The 15,989-nt window shown below is 71.6% G+C and carries 21 protein-coding genes and 1 pseudogene; 14 read left to right on the top strand and 8 right to left on the bottom strand.

From position 1 onward, the window contains the following. Positions 1–101 precede the first annotated feature (101 nt). The 3 genes from EV188_RS32135 to EV188_RS02255 all read right to left on the bottom strand — a co-directional run bounded on the left by EV188_RS32135 (position 102) and on the right by EV188_RS02255 (position 1,466). Positions 102–521, bottom strand: coding sequence for an NUDIX hydrolase (locus tag EV188_RS32135; RefSeq protein ID WP_279536696.1), 420 nt, complete (start codon positions 519–521; stop codon positions 102–104). After that, complete coding sequence (locus EV188_RS32130; protein ID WP_208113950.1) at positions 518–772, bottom strand: hypothetical protein; 255 nt, start codon at positions 770–772, stop codon at positions 518–520. The genes EV188_RS32135 and EV188_RS32130 overlap by 4 nt, the downstream gene beginning before the upstream one ends. Positions 773–863: 91 nt before the next feature. Beyond that, the gene (locus EV188_RS02255) at positions 864–1,466 is read right to left on the bottom strand and encodes a sigma-70 family RNA polymerase sigma factor (RefSeq protein WP_133824591.1); all 603 of its coding nucleotides are present in this window, start codon (positions 1,464–1,466) and stop codon (positions 864–866) included. Positions 1,467–1,756: 290 nt separating this feature from the next. Between EV188_RS02255 and EV188_RS32390 the strand changes: the two genes are divergently transcribed. Further along, positions 1,757–2,107 (top strand): hypothetical protein, encoded by a 351-nt coding sequence (locus EV188_RS32390; protein ID WP_243741425.1) that lies wholly within the window; start codon positions 1,757–1,759, stop codon positions 2,105–2,107. A gap of 24 nt (positions 2,108–2,131) precedes the next feature. Here EV188_RS32390 and ligD read toward each other — a convergent pair whose 3' ends face one another. Beyond that, positions 2,132–3,094: a non-homologous end-joining DNA ligase gene (gene ligD, locus EV188_RS02245; protein ID WP_133824590.1), complete on the bottom strand. Its 963-nt coding sequence runs from the start codon at positions 3,092–3,094 to the stop codon at positions 2,132–2,134. Between the two features lie 303 nt (positions 3,095–3,397). On the opposite strand from ligD, the gene EV188_RS02240 reads away from it, so the two are divergent. Continuing rightward, entirely contained in the window at positions 3,398–3,667 is a 270-nt protein-coding gene (locus EV188_RS02240; RefSeq protein WP_166659679.1) for a hypothetical protein, read from the top strand. Positions 3,668–3,711: 44 nt separating this feature from the next. Here the strand turns inward: EV188_RS02240 and EV188_RS31330 are convergent, their stop codons facing one another. Further along, positions 3,712–3,867, bottom strand: coding sequence for a hypothetical protein (locus EV188_RS31330; RefSeq protein ID WP_166659678.1), 156 nt, complete (start codon positions 3,865–3,867; stop codon positions 3,712–3,714). A gap of 315 nt (positions 3,868–4,182) precedes the next feature. On the opposite strand from EV188_RS31330, the gene EV188_RS02235 reads away from it, so the two are divergent. The 7 genes from EV188_RS02235 to EV188_RS02205 all read left to right on the top strand — a co-directional run bounded on the left by EV188_RS02235 (position 4,183) and on the right by EV188_RS02205 (position 8,879). Next, on the top strand, positions 4,183–4,662 hold the full coding sequence (locus EV188_RS02235; protein ID WP_133824588.1) for a methylated-DNA--[protein]-cysteine S-methyltransferase: 480 nt from the start codon (positions 4,183–4,185) through the stop codon (positions 4,660–4,662). Positions 4,663–4,732: 70 nt separating this feature from the next. Next, positions 4,733–5,395: an RNA polymerase sigma factor gene (locus EV188_RS02230; RefSeq protein WP_133824587.1), complete on the top strand. Its 663-nt coding sequence runs from the start codon at positions 4,733–4,735 to the stop codon at positions 5,393–5,395. A 5-nt stretch (positions 5,396–5,400) separates the two neighbouring features. After that, the gene (locus tag EV188_RS02225; RefSeq protein ID WP_208114011.1) at positions 5,401–6,021 is read left to right on the top strand and encodes a methylated-DNA--[protein]-cysteine S-methyltransferase; all 621 of its coding nucleotides are present in this window, start codon (positions 5,401–5,403) and stop codon (positions 6,019–6,021) included. A gap of 4 nt (positions 6,022–6,025) precedes the next feature. Beyond that, a complete protein-coding gene (locus EV188_RS02220; RefSeq protein WP_243741424.1) occupies positions 6,026–6,724 on the top strand; it encodes an alpha-ketoglutarate-dependent dioxygenase AlkB family protein in 699 nt (232 codons plus the stop codon). Continuing rightward, positions 6,721–7,209, top strand: a complete 489-nt coding sequence (locus EV188_RS02215) for an Ada metal-binding domain-containing protein (RefSeq protein ID WP_133824585.1) — start codon at positions 6,721–6,723, stop codon at positions 7,207–7,209. The genes EV188_RS02220 and EV188_RS02215 overlap by 4 nt, the downstream gene beginning before the upstream one ends. Further along, positions 7,206–7,967 (top strand): 2OG-Fe(II) oxygenase, encoded by a 762-nt coding sequence (locus EV188_RS02210; RefSeq protein ID WP_243741423.1) that lies wholly within the window; start codon positions 7,206–7,208, stop codon positions 7,965–7,967. Before EV188_RS02215 ends, EV188_RS02210 begins: the two co-directional genes overlap by 4 nt. 48 nt (positions 7,968–8,015) lie before the next feature. Further along, positions 8,016–8,879: an alpha/beta fold hydrolase gene (locus tag EV188_RS02205; RefSeq protein ID WP_133824584.1), complete on the top strand. Its 864-nt coding sequence runs from the start codon at positions 8,016–8,018 to the stop codon at positions 8,877–8,879. Between the two features lie 21 nt (positions 8,880–8,900). Here the strand turns inward: EV188_RS02205 and EV188_RS02200 are convergent, their stop codons facing one another. Together EV188_RS02200 and EV188_RS02195 are read right to left on the bottom strand one after the other, a co-directional pair. After that, the gene (locus tag EV188_RS02200) at positions 8,901–9,275 is read right to left on the bottom strand and encodes a cupin domain-containing protein (protein ID WP_133824583.1); all 375 of its coding nucleotides are present in this window, start codon (positions 9,273–9,275) and stop codon (positions 8,901–8,903) included. 42 nt (positions 9,276–9,317) lie between these two features. Beyond that, complete coding sequence (locus tag EV188_RS02195) at positions 9,318–10,805, bottom strand: bifunctional transcriptional activator/DNA repair enzyme AdaA (RefSeq protein WP_133824582.1); 1,488 nt, start codon at positions 10,803–10,805, stop codon at positions 9,318–9,320. Between the two features lie 159 nt (positions 10,806–10,964). Here EV188_RS02195 and EV188_RS02190 point away from each other — a divergent pair, with 159 nt between their 5' ends. From EV188_RS02190 to EV188_RS33160, 5 genes and pseudogenes are all read left to right on the top strand, one after another. Next, positions 10,965–11,414, top strand: coding sequence for an ester cyclase (locus EV188_RS02190; protein WP_133824581.1), 450 nt, complete (start codon positions 10,965–10,967; stop codon positions 11,412–11,414). A gap of 173 nt (positions 11,415–11,587) precedes the next feature. Further along, positions 11,588–12,610, top strand: coding sequence for an alpha/beta fold hydrolase (locus tag EV188_RS02185; protein ID WP_133824580.1), 1,023 nt, complete (start codon positions 11,588–11,590; stop codon positions 12,608–12,610). A 152-nt stretch (positions 12,611–12,762) separates the two neighbouring features. Beyond that, positions 12,763–13,302, top strand: coding sequence for a hypothetical protein (locus EV188_RS02180; RefSeq protein WP_133824579.1), 540 nt, complete (start codon positions 12,763–12,765; stop codon positions 13,300–13,302). 121 nt (positions 13,303–13,423) lie between these two features. Continuing rightward, positions 13,424–13,648: pseudogene (locus EV188_RS33165) on the top strand (hypothetical protein); the annotation flags it as partial. Positions 13,649–13,690: 42 nt separating this feature from the next. Next, entirely contained in the window at positions 13,691–13,963 is a 273-nt protein-coding gene (locus EV188_RS33160) for a methylated-DNA--[protein]-cysteine S-methyltransferase (protein WP_424922914.1), read from the top strand. A 3-nt stretch (positions 13,964–13,966) separates the two neighbouring features. Here EV188_RS33160 and EV188_RS02170 read toward each other — a convergent pair whose 3' ends face one another. Continuing rightward, positions 13,967–15,760, bottom strand: a complete 1,794-nt coding sequence (locus EV188_RS02170) for a GMC family oxidoreductase (RefSeq protein ID WP_133824577.1) — start codon at positions 15,758–15,760, stop codon at positions 13,967–13,969. Positions 15,761–15,989 lie beyond the last annotated feature (229 nt).

Genomic DNA, 15,989 nt, shown 5'->3' with positions numbered 1-15,989 from the left:
GGACTGGCGACGCAGGCTAGTCCGACAGGCTGGCTTGAAACGGTGAGAAGGTCCTCATCGACCAGGGCGGCGACCGCGTCGAGAAGTTGACGGCCGGCGGGTCAGGGTGTCGCGGGCCGACCAGCCCACAGGTCCTCGAGGTAGCGACGGACCGGCCCGAACAGGGTCGGCCCCAGAAGGCTCAGCGACTCGGCTACCGGCCGCCAGAACGCGACCACCTCCTCGCCGCCCACCTCCCGAATCGGGCCCACGGAGTCCGACGGCACGACGAGCTCGGCGGCGACGTCCGCGATGCGCGCCCCGGTCGTGGGGTGAACGCGGCCACCGATGACATGGACCGTTCGAACGCTGAGACCGGTTTCCTCGTCGGTCTCCCGGACCGCAGCCTGCTCGACGGTCTCATCGGGCTCGACCTTGCCTCCCGGGAACGCGACCGGTGGAACGCCGTCGGGCCGCTCGATGAACAGGACTCCCTGCGGCTCGACCACTACTGCCAGTGCAATGTTCGGTCGGAGCCTCACGACTGGCGCTGAAGGTGTCGGAGCGTCGCCAGGGTCCGGTCGATGCTCGCGAGCACCCAAGGCGGGGTCGGCTGTGCACACTTCTGGTCCGCACGTAGGAGTGCCCAGGATGCGCGGCGTGCGGTGTCGTCGAGGCCGGCCAGCAGGTGCAGGGCGGTTTCGGCGCGGTCGTCGCCGTCGAGGGCGGCAGCGAACAGCCGGCTGATCGCGTCCCGAGAAGCGCCGCGAGCGCCGGCATGGGGCTCGTCCATAGCGCACTGGTGGATTTTCATGCTGGTCTGACGCAGCTTGGTGGCTCGCCGTTCCCACCCTCGCGAAGCAGGTGGAAACGGCGAGCCTCCGTCACCGGTCGGCCCTTCCTCGCCGACTCCGCGTCGCGAGCTGGGCCAGGATGGCTGCGCGGGCACGGTGGGCCCGCGACTTCACCGTTCCGACGGCCACGCCCAGGAGCTCCGCGGCCTCCTCGTTCGTGAGTCCGTCGAGGTGGAGCACCTCCAGCACCAGACGCTGATCCCTCGGCAACAGCGCAAGCAGGTCGGGCAACACGGCCGCCGCGTGCTCGCGGTCGACAACCTCCAGCGAGGGGTCGCCCGTGTCGGTGCGGTCGGGCTGCTCGTGCGACTTGTACAGCTCCCCGATCGGTGTGAAGGGCCTGGCCCTGCGTCGGCGCGCGGCGCTCAGCGCCTCGTTCACGGTGATGCGGTGCAGCCAGGTCGACACCTTCGCCTCCCCCTTGAACGCCGCCGCGCTCTTGAGCACGCGCAGCCACACCTCCTGCACCACGGCCTCGGGGTCCGGCTCTGACCACGCCATCCGCCGAACGAGAGTCAGCAGCACCCGCTGGTAGCGGTGCACCAGGACCGCGAGCGCGTCGGTGTCTCCGGCGACATGGTCGGCGAGCAGATCGGCGTCGGTGCGTGGGTCGAGATGCGGCTGGGTGGTCATGGTGGCCTCCGACCGGAGAAGAGGTCGGGGCTGGTGGGCCCCGGGCGGTGGGCGGAGGCGCTTGCTGCCTCCACCGCCCGAAGGGCGCCGAGCGGGCCGCCGAGGCTCGCGGTCAAGGGCCGGACGAAGTCCGGTCGCGCAGCGACGCGCAGCGCCCTTGACCGTGAGGGGCGGCCCGATCAAGCTCCGGGGCCCTCCAGCCCCGACCGCCGCGCAGCGGCGTCCACCTCGGTGCCGCAGGCACGCTCGGCCCGCCGGCCTTGAGGCACACGGGAAGTGAGGGGACGGCGATGCCAGACCAGAAATCGGGTTCTCGAGCCACGCGGATATGCATCGCGACGCTGGGCGGGCACAGAAGGCCCGGCAGCAACCCGCTCACGACGCCGGCTGGCACATCGATGCTGGGGCGTCAGCCCATGGGAGGAACCGACTGTTGGGGTGACATCGCCGGCAAGGTCGACAAGGCCTACGAGGACAAGACGATCGCGGAGATCGCGGACGCGCCGGTGGAGGCGCTCCAGGGGGTTAGCGAGGGCGACGCCCAGAAGCTCAAGGACGCCTTCAACATCAAGACCGTGCGCGACCTGGGCACCAACAAGTACTTTCTCTGGGCTCAGTCCATCGCCAAGCTCGCCGAGTAGGCAGCCGTCCCGAGCGCCCGTCCGCTACGAGCGGGCGGGTGCTCGGAGCTCGTCGGCGTCGCGGTCGGGCCGCAGGCCGCGCCAGCTCGGGTGGCGCAGGTGCCCGTCGTCGGTCCAGCTGCGGAACCGCACCTCGCCCACGATTTTGGGCGCGCACCACCGAGCCGCGCGCTCCTCGAGCACAGCCGTGCTGAAGGGGCTGTCGTCGATGGCGTCGGCGACGAGCTGCTCGCGCATCCGGTCGCGGGCAGCGTGGGTGAAGCCGGTGCCGACGTGACCGATGTAGCGCAGGCGCCCGTCGGCCTCGGGCAGACCGAGCAGGACGGCGCCGAGGCTGTCGTGGTTGCGCCCGCGACCCGGCGCCCACCCGCCGATCACGGCCTCGACCGTGCGCCAGATCGGGGTCTTGATCCAGGTGTGTGTCCGACCCGACCGGTAGGGAGCGTCGCGGCGCTTGGCCAGCACGCCCTCCATGCCGTGGGCCTCGGCGAGCGCGAGCGCAGCCGCCGGGTCGACGCCCTCGAGCCACGGCGACGTCGTCAGGCGTGGGTGGGCGTCCAGTCCCAGCCCCTCAAGCAGCCGTCGGCGCTCCTCCCAGGGCCGGTGGATGACCGTCTCGCCGTCGAGGGCGAGGACGTCGAAGGCCACGAAGGTCACCGGCACCTCCGCGCGCAGCGTTGCCGACGGCTTCACCACGCCCATGCGCAGCTGCAAGCGGTCGAAGCTCGGCCGCGCCGGAGCTCCCGGCGCGGGGACCGACAAGGCCACGACCTCAGCGTCCAGCGTAACCTGGCGGGTTCCGACGGTCTCGGCGAGCGCCGCCGCGAGTTCGGGGTAGGAGCCGGTCACCGCACGCTGGTTGCGGCTGACCAGCGTCACCGCGTCCGGCTTCGGGCCCTCGACGTAGGCCAGGGCCCGCATGCCGTCCCACTTCAGCTCCAGCGCCCACCCCGGCCCGGTCGGTACCTCGCCGGCGGTGGCCAGCATCGGAGCCACCCGCGCGAGACCCGCACGCGAGGGGTTGTGCGGGCGGGACACCGCACCGGGTCTACACGATGGCGCCCGAAGGGGCCCGGCATCGACGTGCGGCGCACGCTGTCGGGTCCGGCGGCTACAACGGGGTCGGCGTCTCGCGCAGGGCAGCGGGCGCCGGCCAGCACCTGGTGTGCGAACCTGGTCGTGCCGCGCTCCCCCGCGGCAGGTGCCTGGCGTCTGTCCGGAGGGAGGAGTGCGATGGTCAACCATCGGGATCTGTACCGGCGAGCGGAGCGCGAAGCCCAGGCCGCCGCGATGCGTCGAGCAGCCGAGAAGGTCCGCGTGCGCGGACCTGGGGGCTTCGCCGGCCTCGACCGGGCGTCAGCAGCCGCCGTGTCCGAGCTGCTCGAAGAGCTGGCCTCGGGGTGGCGTGAGAAGCCGACCGCTCCGCGGGTCTGGGAGGCCGCGACCCGCGTCGCCGACAAGGTGCTCGGACCCGAGTTCGACCCCGCACCCCAGTTCCCCGGACCGGCCCCGGCAGGGCACGAGAACCCCAACATCCGCCGCGGGCTCCCGACCGACTAGGGAGCGTCGTCAGCGCTGGAGAGCCCGCTGCACCGACAGCCGACTCAATGCACCCAGAAGTCCTCGTACCACGCTGCGGCGAAGAGATCGAGCTCGACCAGGTCGGGGTGCTCGAAGAGGTTGCGCTGGGAGCGGTCGAGTGCGTCGAGGCGACGTCCGTAGTGCGGGCAGGCGCCGTGGTGGACGACCTGACGAGCCATCCAGGTTCGCGTCGAACCGCAGTCGCGGCAGGGCGTCTGTTCGGTGTGCTGCATGTGTCGATGAACCCCAATCGCTCGGCGCGGTTGCAGGCGTCGCAAATACCCGGGCCCTCTGTGGCGTGGTTCATCTCTTCGAGGTCGCTGCAACGTGGCTTGGGATGGCGGGGTCGAGGGAGGTGTCCGCCGCACCGTTAGAGCCAGGCCGAGAGGCTCTAGGCCGGTGCGCACTCGCATCGCCGCTCGCGTGGCGGCACCACCGTGAGGAGTGTCCGTGACCGTCTCGACTACCCACCCAACCGCCCTCGGTCCTCTTCGTTGTCCGCAACGGACCACGGCATCAGCCTGTGTGCCTTCGAAGACACGCCCGCGAAGGCGTGGAAGCACCTGCAGACAGCCCGCCCCGCCGGCGATACGTTCACCGCGTCAATGTGGCTGAGCCGTGCCTGCCAGGAGCTCGACGCGTACTTCGCCAGTGCGTTGACCGAGTTCACCGTTCCGGTGGACCTGCGGTCTGTGCCCGAGTTCGACCGGCGGGTGCTGGCAGCCCTGCAGGAAGTGCCGGCCGGCCGCACCACGACCTACAGCGAGCTGGCGGTCCGGGCCGGTGCGGGTCCGCAGGGCGCGCGGCGGGTCGGCGGGGTGATGGCCCGCAACCCGGTGCTGGTGCTCGTCGCGTGTCACCGCGTGCTGGGCGCACGGGGTGACCTGATCGGCTACGCCAGCGGTGTGGAGCGCAAGCGCGCGCTGCTCGACCTCGAGCACGAGACCGCCGCGGAGCTCCCGGCGGCGGGCTGATCGGTCTGCGGCAACGAGAAGACGGTTCGCTCGCTGCAACGCCGGAGGACGGATCGGTGTTCGACAGAGCATGAACACGACGGCCCGCCGTGCGCACTCGGCGCCCGACGCGACCACCGCGGACCCGGCCGGTGGCCGGGAGGCCGACGACGCGATTGTGGAGCTGCGCGAGGCCCTCGTCTACGACCTCGACGAGGGCTTCGCCCGGCTGGTCGGCGCCCACCAGGCGGTGGCGTACTCCGTCGCGTTGCGGACCACCGGGCACCGTGCGGACGCGGAGGACCTGCTCGCCGAGTCGTTGCTACGCGCTTACCGCGCCCTGCGTGGTTACGACGCGACGAGGTTGCGGGAGCTCCAACCGCGGCCCTGGCTGCTCACGATCGTGGTGAACACTCGCCGCAACCAGGTCCGGGACGCCGCCCGTCGTCCGCGCGCGGACGGCGCCGAGCCGCCGGATCGCCCGAGCACCGAGCGCAGTGTGGAGGACCGGGCCCAGGACGCGGAGACCAGCGACGAGCTCGCCGCGCAGCTGGCGCGCCTGACCGACGTGCAACGCACCGCGGTGGTGCTGCGGCACGTGGTGGACCTGCCCATCGACGAAGTCGCCGAAGTCCTGGGCTGTCCACCGGGGACCGCCAAGTCCCACGTCTCGCGCGGCCTGAGCCGGCTACGCGCCCTGATGACCCCACCCGACGGTGTCCACACCGCGGCCACCTCGAGGAGCAACCCGTGAACGACATGACCGACCACCCGACCGACGACCTGACCGACGACGCCGTGTCGACCGATTTGCTCGACGAGCTGGCCAACCTCGCGAGCCCCCCGCCGGCAGAGCTCACCGAGGGCTTGTTCGACCGGCTGTTCGACCGGTGGCTGACCACCGAGAGTCCCCTGGGCCCGGTGCTGGTCGCCTACACCGGCCGCGGAGTGAGCTTCGTGCGCACGAGCGCGCTCGTACCCGGCGAGCAGTTCCTCGAGACCCACCGCCGCCGCTTCGGCCGCCCCCTGCGTCGAGCCGACAGCACGCCGGCCGGTCTGGTCGACGCCTTGTGGGGACGCCCGGGCTCCGTCCCGGAGGTAGACCTGGAGGGCCTGTCCGCGTTCGAGCACGACGTGCTCGCTGCGACCCGCACGATCCCGCTCGGGCAGACCCGCCCGTACGCGTGGGTGGCCCGCGAGGCCGGCAGCCCGCGCGCGGTCCGCGCAGCGGGATCGGTATTGGCCCGCAACCCGGTGCCGCTGCTGGTGCCCTGCCACCGCGTGGTGCGCAGCGACGGCAGCCCGGGGCAGTACCTGTTCGGTCCCGAGACCAAGCAGCAGCTGCTGAGCAGCGAGTACGCCCGCGCTCATGACCTCTGACCCCGTGAGACCCGAGGACGGCGACGCCGCGCTCGAGCTGATCCCGCGCCCACGACGCACCATCGCGCCGGGCGTGGTCCACGTCCCGGGCTGGCTCAACCTGCCCGCACAACGGATGCTGGTCGCGGCCGCCCGGGACTGGGCCCGCCAGGGACCGGGAGCGCGCCGCGCGACCCTGCCCGGCGGAGCCCGGATGAGCGTGGAGACGGTGTGCCTGGGGTGGCACTGGATCCCCTACCGCTACAGCCGCACCCGCGACGACCAGGACGGGTCGCCGGTCCAACCCTTCCCCGACTGGCTCGCCGCGATCGGCGCCGACGCCGTCGCCGACGCCTACGACGACCCCGCCGCGGGCGCCGCCTACCACCCCGACGTGGCGCTGGTGAACTCCTACCGCGGCGACGCCCGGCTCGGGATGCACCAGGACCGTGAGGAGCTCGCGCCCGACCCGGTGGTGTCGTTGAGCCTCGGGACCGCGTGCGTCTTCCGGATCGGCAGCCCGCAGCACCGCCGCGGCCCCTGGCACGACGTCGAGCTGTGCTCCGGTGACCTGCTGGTGTTCGGCGGCGAGCACCGGCTGGCCTACCACGGTGTACCCAAGCTGCTGCCCGGGCGCGACGTGCCGCCGATCGGCACCGAGTCCGGCGAGCGGCTCAACCTGACGCTGCGCGTCTCGGGTCTGCACGACGGCGGACCCCGGTGACCCCGCCCGCCACGCCCGACGTCCCGGCACGCACCTACCGTCTGGTCGGCGCGGACGGCCGGCCCTACCTGTCGAGCACGCCCGGAGCGTGGGGCGGGCACCGCCGCCAGCGCATCTACGGGCGACTCGACTGCCCGAGCGCGCTGCGCTGGCTCGCCCGCGGCCACTACGCCCGCCACCGGGTGTTCTTCGCCGACGAGGCCACCGCGCGCGCGGCCGGCTACCGCCCCTGCGCGGTTTGCCTCCCCGGCGCCTACCGCCGCTGGGCCGGCGCGCGCGCCGACACCCGACAGGGGACGGCGGGCACGGACGAGGAGGCACCGCGAGCGGGGCGAGGGTCGCCGCGAGATCGCGGGGACCGGGCTGCAACCGGACCGACACCGCCGGGGTTCCACCCCACGACCGACGCACCGGGCACGGCACACGTCCGTCCCGGCGTCCCCGTCCTCGGGCGGGGAACCGTCCACGAGCAGGAGGAACGTTGAGCCCGACCGCCGCCCCCGCCACGACCGACACCACGACCGACACCCAGTCGAGGGACGTGGCACTTCCCGCGCTCGACAGCCTGGACTGGGACGACCTGGCCCTGCAGCTCGACGGCAACGGGTTCGCCATGACCCCGCCGCTGCTGAGCCCCGACCAGTGCCGGCAGATGATCGAGGTCTTCGACGACGACGGGGCGTTCCGCTCCACGATCGACATGGCCCGGCTCTCGTTCGGCGAGGGCCGCTACCGCTACTTCGCCGACCCGCTCCCGCCCCTGGTTCAGGCCCTGCGGACCCGGCTCTACCCGCCGATGGCCGCGGTCGCGAACCGGTGGGCGGGGGTTCTCGGGGAGGACCCGTGGCCCGACACTCACGGCGAGCTGATCGAGGCCTGCTCGGCGGCGGGGCAGCACAAGCCCACGCCGCTGGTGCTGCGCTACGGACCCACCGGCTACAACTGCCTGCACCAGGACGTCTACGGCGACCTGACCTTCCCGTTGCAGCTGCTGTTCATGCTCAACACCCCCGACGTCGACTTCACCGGCGGCGAGAGCGTGTTCGTCGAGCAGCGCCCGCGCCAGCAGTCGCGCCCGATGGTCGCCCGCCCCGGTCTCGGCCAAGCCGTGATCTTCCCGGTGCGCTACCGCCCGAAGCAGGGCGCCCGCGGCTACCACCGCGTCCAGATGCGTCACGGCGTCTCGGCGGTGCACACCGGCGACCGCCACGTCCTGGGCGTGATCTTCCACAACGCCCGCTGACCCCGCCCGACAGCCGCGCTCTCGAGGCGAAAGGACCGCAATCTCCCCATGGACGTCACCGAGTTCGAGGCCCGCCGCGCGAGCGTCGACACCCCCTCCGGTCAGATCGGCTACGTCGAGACCGGCGACCCGAACGCCCCGGTCGCCCTGTTCGTGCACGGCGTGATCGTCAACAGCTACCTGTGGCGCCACCAGCTCGACGACCTGTCCGACCTGCGCCGCTGCGTCGCGGTCGACCTGCTCGGCCACGGCCACTCGGTCGCCCGCGGTCCCGATCACTCGTTCACCGCTCAGGCCCGGATGCTCGCGGAGTTCCTCGACGCCCTCGGCATCGACCAGGTCGACCTGATCGCCAACGACTCCGGCACCGGCATCGCCCAGCTGTTCGCGGTCGCCGAGCCCGGCCGCGTCCGGACCCTCGCCCTGACCAACGGCGACGTGCACGACAACTGGCCGCCGGCGGACTTCGCTGGCTTCGTCGAGATGGTCCGCGACGGCGGGCTCGCGGCCACCGTGCAGGCGATGGTCGACGACCCGGACCGCTACCGCGCCCCGGACGGTTTGGGCGGCGCTTACAGCCGGCCCGAGAAGATCGACGACAGCACCGTCGAGGCCTACCTGCTGCCCTACCTCGATCGCACCGACACCGTCGCCGGGCTCGAGGCGTTCATCCTCGGGTTCGACCCGGCCCAGACCGTCGCGGTGGAGAACGAGCTCAAGGCCCTGGATGTGCCGACCCTGGTGGTGTGGGGCACCGGCGACATCTTCTTCGATGTCGGGTGGTCGCACTGGCTGGCCGAGACCCTGCCCCAGGTGCGGCGACGGGCCGAGATTCTCGGTGCGCACCTGCTGCTGCCCGAGGAGTACCCCGGCGACCTCAACGCCGAGCTCCGGGAGCACCTCACCGCCTGAGCCCGGACCGGCCCGCGGACCTCACCGCTCCCGCGCCGACCCCTGGTAGTGGTCGGTGCCGTGGGAGAGTTCGACGAAGGCCGCGGGCCGGTCCCCCACGGGCCATGCGTCGTGGCCGCCGGGCAGCATCATGACCTCGCCGGCGTGGAAGTCCTGCTCGCTGCCGTCGTCCATCCTCACCCGCAACGTGCCCTCGATCATGACCGCGACGTGCGGAAGCGGGCAGGTCGGGGTGCCGGCGTCGGGGGCCATGTCGATCGACCATCGCGACCCGGGGTCGTAGCGCACCCGGGTCGCGGTGATCCCGTCCAAGGTCACCGCGCGCTTCGCGACTCCGCCGTGGCGGTCCTCCGCGGCCCCGTCGAACGCGGCCTTGCGCATCACTGACGACGACATCTCACATCCCCTCGAGCATCAATCCGCGGTCACTGTGCCCGATCACTGCGACCGCGCTGCCTGGCGATGTGATGCCGCCGAGGCCCAGAGATGCTCGGCGGCGTAGGCCCGCCACGGCGCCCACCGCAGCGACCGGTCGTTCAGAGCGGACCCGACGGCCACCCCGGCCCGGTGCGCCGCGGCGCGCAGGGAGGGCTCATCAGGCGGGAATGCGTCAGGATCGCCCAGACAGCGCATCGCGATCAGCTCTCGAGCGCTGGCGCCCAACCCGGGCACCGCGGCGAGCTGGGCACGGGCACGCTCGCGGTCCGCGCCCAGACCGAGTTCGATCTCGCCGTCGCAGAGAGCGGTGATGAGCACGTCCATCACCAGGCCGCGCGGGGCGGGCAGCGCCCGCACGTGGGGTGCGCACATGCTCAAGGACTCGGCGGTGGGGAACAGGTGGGTCAACTCCCCTTCGGGGTCGAAGCCCTCGGGTAGCCGGTCACCGTGAACCCTGACCAGGCGGGCGCAGTGCGCGCTGTTTGCTTCGTCGGAGAGGTGCTGGCCCAGCGCGACCCGCAGCGCCAGCTCCTGGGGGTCGACGGTCTGGGGCACGCGCAGCCCGGGCCGCTGGGTGATCAGGGGTTCCAGCGGCGGGTCGGTGGCAAGCACGTCATCGATCGCGACCGGGTCGGCGTCGAGGTCGAGCAGACGGCGGCAACGGTGGATGGCCTGAGGGAGGTCGCGCAGGTCCTGCAGGGTCAGCCGGCAGGACACGTGATCCTCGAACGGACGTAGCGACAGCACCCCTACTCCGCGCGGCAGGCGCACCGTGCGCCGATAGACCCCGTTGCTCCAGGCCTCCACCCCCGCAACGGCCTCCCGCCCCAGGTGGTCGAACAACGGGGCCGTGGCGAACGGCGCCCGCACCGGCAGCCGGAGCTGCAGCGACGGCGCCGGCGTCTCGGCCACCTCGGGATCGTGTGGGGCGTTCCGTCGCCGCAGCTCGCTCGGGCTGCTCGCGTAGACGTCCTTAAGGGTGTCGTTGAACGCCCGGATGCTGGCGAACCCGGCCGCCGCGGCGATCTCGGTCATCGGCAAGGACGTCGTCTCGATCAGCGTGCGGGCGGTCTGGGCGCGTTGCGCCCGCGCAATCGCGCCCGGGCCGGCGCCGAGCTCGGCTCGAACCTGCCGTTCGACCTGTCGCGTGCTGTAGCCGAGCTGAGCGGCCAGGCCGGTGACTCCGACCCGGTCCACCACCCCGTCGGCGATCAGGCGCATCGCCCGCGCCACCACATCAGCCCGCTGATTCCAGTGCGGAGACCCCGGCGACGCGTCGGGCCGGCACCGCTTGCAGGCCCGGAACCCACCCTGCTGGGCCGCGGCGGCGCTCGCGAAGAAGCGGAGGTTGCGCGCCTTCGGTGGCGCCGACGAGCAGCTCGGTCGGCAGTAGATCCCGGTGGTGGTCACCGCGAAGTAGAACCAGCCGTCGAAACGCGCATCGCGCGCGCGGACCGCGCGCAGACACCCCTGCACGTCCTGGATCACCACCCCACCCTCCCACCGCTCCAGAACGCCCCCTAGCAAGAAAACGACATCAACCTCGGGCGCCACGTTGGTGTCGGTTTCTTGCCAGCGGGAGCGGTGGGAGCGCGCCACGGTGGGACCCGCACGCCGTCAAGGCAGCTCAAGAAGGGAGCGGCGAAGATGCCCCAGGACATCCAGCAGAACAAGGACGTCGCCGTCCGGTGGTTCACCGAGTACTGGGCCAAGGGCAACCCGGAGGTGGTCGACGAGCTGGCCACCGACGACATCCTGTTCCACTACCCCATGCACGGTGAGCGCCGCGGCAAGCAGGCGGTCAAGCAGTGCCTCATCGACTTCACCGAGGCCTTCCCCGACGTGAGCTTCTCCGTCGTGGGTGACCTGGTCGCCGAGGGCGAGTACGTGGTCGGCCGCTGGGAGGGCGGGGGCACCCACACCGGCCCCGCCTTCGACGACCTGCCCGTGGGCTCGCTGTCGGCCAACACCGGCCGCAAGATCCACTTCACCGGGACCACCGTCTACCGCATCGTGGACGGCAAGGTCGCCGAGGAGATCGGCGAAGAGGGCGCCCTCACCGCCCTGCAGCAGCTCGGTCTCGTCCCGGAGAAGTAGCCGCCAGCACACGCGGGCGCCCTGCCTGGCCGGGACGCCCGCGTGTGCGGCGCGATCAAACAGCCGCAACCGTCCCAGCCGCACCGGCTCCGCGGTCGCCGCTCACCGTGCCGGCCGTGCGGCCCGCTCGGCGCGTCGTCGCGGGCCGTTCGCCACCCGAGGAGACCCTCGCGATGCCCCCGCCCACCGACTTCGAGACCTACGAGCTCGGCGACCTCCCGCTCGCCGGCGGCGTCACGCTCCCCGACGCCACCCTGGCCTACAAGACCCACGGCACCCTCAACACCGATGGCTCGAACGCCGTGCTGTTCCCGACCTGGTTCTCGGCCTACCACAGCGACAACGAATGGGCCCTCGGCGAGGGCAAGGCCCTCGACGACTACTTCGTGATCATGCCCAACCAGCTCGGCAACGGCCTGTCGTCCTCGCCGAGCAACACCCCGGCACCCCACGGCGGCGCCGACTTCCCCGCCCTGTCGATGCGCGACCAGGTCACCGCACAGCACCGGCTGGTCACCGAGCACTTCGGGCTCGAGCGACTCGCCCTGGTCGTCGGCTCTTCCATGGGTGCCGGGCAGACCTGGCAATGGGCCGTCAGCCACCCCGAGATGGTCGAGCGAGCCGCCCCGATCGTCGGCTCACCGAAGACCAGCGAGCACAACAAGGTGTTCCTGGCCAGCCTGCGCGCCGCGCTCATCACCGACCAGACCTTCGCCGGCGGGCGCTACGACCCCGACAAGCCCCCCGTCGACGGTCTGCGCGCCTTCGCCCGCGTCTACGCCGGCTGGGGCTTCTCCCAGGCCTTCTACTGGCAGCAGGCCTACCGCAACCTCGGCTTCTCAACCCTCGAGGAGTTCCTCACCGGGTTCTGGGAGGCGTTCTTCCTCGACGACCGCGACCCCAACAACCTGCTCACCATGGTCGAAGCGTGGAACAACGCCGACGTCGGCCAGAGTCCCGGCTTCGACGGCGACACCGAGGCCGCGCTGCGTTCCATCCGCTGCCCCGTGCTCGACCTACCGTGTCGCACCGACCTGTACTTCCCGCCCGAGGACGAGCAGCACTGGTCCCAGTTCGTACCCCATGGTCAGGTCCAGGTGATCCCCAGCATCTACGGCCACTTCGCCGGGCTGGGCGCCGACCCCGACGCCGTCGCCTTCATCGACCGCGCCCTGCGGGACCTCCTCCGGAACTAAGTTCGGGTGCCCGAAAGGGCCCGGCAGCGGCCAAGGCCGCCGCCGGGCCCCACGGCAGTCGCACCCCTTGGCAGCACCCACGCCGCCGTCGCGGTTGTTGACCGGGCGGTCGATGCTGCAACCGGCACAGCGGGATCGGTGTTGACCAGCACATGACCTTCCGGACGCTGTCGCGTGGGCCTTGGGTTGCCGATCCGATCGACGGCGAGCTCGACGCGTTGTTCGCGTTGCTCGACGCGCTCCACCCGGCCGTGCTCGCCGTCGGACACGGACGCGATCCCGACTCGACGCGCCGAGCCCGCGCCGCTGCGCACCACTGGGAGGCCCGCGGTGGACAGCTCGCGACCGTCGTGTCGTGGCCGCCCGAGGCCGCATCCTGGTTGCGGCCCGCCTCGCGGCTGATCGCAGACGCCGACGCCTGGCTCGTCGCCGACACCCCCGCAGGCTGGTGCGGAATCGGACCCCGGCTCGCCGAGACCGGCGCCTGGGCACCGACCCGCACGGTGGCCTTCAGCTCACTGGCCGACCCCGACCTGCCACGACAGGCCGGCCGCGCCGCCACCGAGGGCATCCACGGTGCCCACCGGCCCAGCCCGGGCACGACGAACGAGAACTCCGCCGAGCCCAGCACCACGCACTGGGAGTTCCGGCACGGCCTGCTCATCCGACGACCCGCGAGCAGACAGCCTTGATTGCCGGGATAGCCACGACACCCGCAACCGTGGACACGGCACCCACCCCGTCCCGCAACCGATCCTGGCCCAGCGGGGTTCCCCCGTCACACGCCCGCACAGCCCCTCCCGGAGGAGCGACATGACCATGGACACGACGATGGCCACGCCGCTGGGCGAGCTGACCCTGCGCGCCACCGACCAGGGGCTCAGCAGTTGCGTGTTCACCAGCGGCGCCAGGACCAACGCCCGACGGGTTCGGCCACGAACCCGTACCGGCAACGCCAATCTCGCCCAGGTCTGGCTCGACCGCGCATGCGGCGAGTTCGAGGCCTTCTTTGCCGGCGAGCTCACCGAATTCACCGTCCCGGTCGACCTCAGCCGCGTCGACCCACCCGCCAGGCAGGCACTGACCGCTCTCGACGATGTCGGTTACGGCCAGACCACGACATATCGCGGCCTCGCTCTGCTCGCCGGGGACAACGAGCCCCAGGGCGCCCAGCGGGCCGGGATCGCCATGGCCCGCAACCCGATCCTGATCCGCGTGCCCTGCCACCGGGTGCTCGCCGCTGACGGGTCGCTGCGGGGCTACCGGGGCGGCCTCGACCGCAAGCGCGCACTGCTCGACCTCGAGAGCGCCGCGCGACAGACCGAGGCAGGTGCGCAGCCGGCCGCGGCCTGACCTTCAGCCGCCGACCGGGAGCACCTCGACCCCCGCGTCCTCGGCGATGAGGTGCGCGGCCTTCTCACCGATCATGTACACCGCGTGCTGGGGATGCCCCGCCGGCAGCCGTGGCAGCACCGACAGATCCGCGACACGTAACCCACGCACTCCATAGACCCGCAGCCGCGCGTCCACCACGGCTGTCGGATCGTCGGCCGGTCCCATCTTGCAGGTGCCCGACGGGTGGTAGCAGGTCGTCGCGTTGTCGCGCACGAACTGCTTCCACTCGTCGACGGTGTCCGGTTTCGCGACGTCGCGCGGCCACGGTCCGGCCGTGACCTCACTGGTGCCCGCACCCGTAGTCATGATGTCGTGAGCGAACCGGCATCCCCACGCCAGGAGAGCCACGTCCAGCGGGTCGCTGAGATAGGCGTGGTCGATCGTCGGTGGCGCGAGCGGATGGAACGAGGACAGGGTCACCGAACCTCGCGATCGCTGGTGCAGCAATAGGGTCGTCAGCGAGATCGCTGCCTGGCCGGGCCCGGGAGTGTCGAGCTGTTCCTCGTAGCCGCCGTAAGCCTCGGTGCCGAAGAACTCCAGGTGCGGAGCGCCGGGCGGAGCGCCGGTCGGGTCGCCCTCGCGCCCGCCGTCACTCTGTCCGGCGGTGTGCCACTCGACGATCTCCTCGCGCTGCCGCGCGTCGAGACGCATGTAGGCCATCGGGCCGATCAGCACGCTGGCCATCGGACCTGACCGGCTGTCGTGCCATTGCTGCTCAGCCTCAGCGTGGTTCTCCGGCCGGAAGCCGTGATCGTTGGTGAGCTCGGGGTCGCTGATCTCGTAGAACGACCAGACCATGAGGTGGTCGATCAGGTTGCGCCCCACGCCCTCCACCCTGGAGTTGACCGGGATCTGATGCTGGTCCAGCTCACCCTGCGGCCCGATCCCGGAGTGCATGAGCACCACGGGGCTGTTGTAGGCGCCGCTGGAAATCACGACCTCCGCCGTGGCGTCAAGGCTGAAGTGTCGGGTCGTGCGGGTGTGATGGACGTCCACCCCAGAACACACCTTCGCCCCGTCTGGACCGTCCTCGATCCGCGCGCGCAGCACCTGGCAGCGATAGAACACCGTGAGGTTCCGCGGCCACCCACCCTCGGAGAGGTAATGACCCGCGTGGGTCCGGACCCCCTCGTGCACCGACCGCGGAACATGGTCGCAGCCATGGGCTGCACCCGCTGAGAAGAAGTCGGTGACTCGAGGCATCCCCTTCGATTCGAAGCCCTCGACCACCTTGTGCGAGATTCCGGCCGGGTCAGGGTGGCCGAAGGCGAGGGGGCCGGACTGCCCGTGTACGGCGCTCTCGAAGGCCAGCCCGGACGGGTGAAAGGTCTCCACGTTCTTAAAGAAAGGGAGCACCTGCGACCAACTCCACCCGGGGTTCTTCTCCCCGAGATCGTCCCAGTCCTCGGCGCACCCTCGATTGAGCAGCGTGGCGTTGCCCGTCGACGTGCCACCGAGGACCTTGCCACGCGGCAGGTAGATGCTGCGGCCCGACGCACCGGCCTGCGGGGTGGTGAAGTAACGCCAGTCGTTCTCGGTGAAGTGCTGCGACGTGAACATCATCGGCATGTCCAGCGCCGGGTAAAGGTCCTCGCCCGACCCTCCGGCCTCGACCAGCGCCACCCTCGCCGACGGCATGTAGTCACACAGCCGCCGCGCGCACGCCAGGCCCGCCGGACCTGCACCCACGACGACGTAGTCGAAAGATCTCTCCTCGGGAATGGTCTCCTCGCCGCCGCTGACCATGGGACTCATCCCCGGACCGTCGCATAGCCGTCCTTGAGCGGGAACTCGGCGAACGGACGTTTCTCAAGTTCCGTCGCCGCCGCGCGGGCGACCGCAGCCGATCTGAGCTGAAACCGCCGCGAGGAGCACCTGACCAGGGCCGCCGGCTGACACCACCCTTGTCGGGGGCCAGGCGCACACTCAACCCGGGCATAGCGACGGCTGCACACGAGGTGGCCTCCCGCGAGAGGCGGTGGTA

Origin of the sequence: Actinomycetospora succinea (genome assembly GCF_004363095.1) — a bacterium.
Classification (GTDB): domain Bacteria; phylum Actinomycetota; class Actinomycetes; order Mycobacteriales; family Pseudonocardiaceae; genus Actinomycetospora; species Actinomycetospora succinea.
The sequence above is the reverse complement of the archived record's forward strand: the minus strand, read 5'-3'. Positions and strand labels throughout refer to the sequence as shown.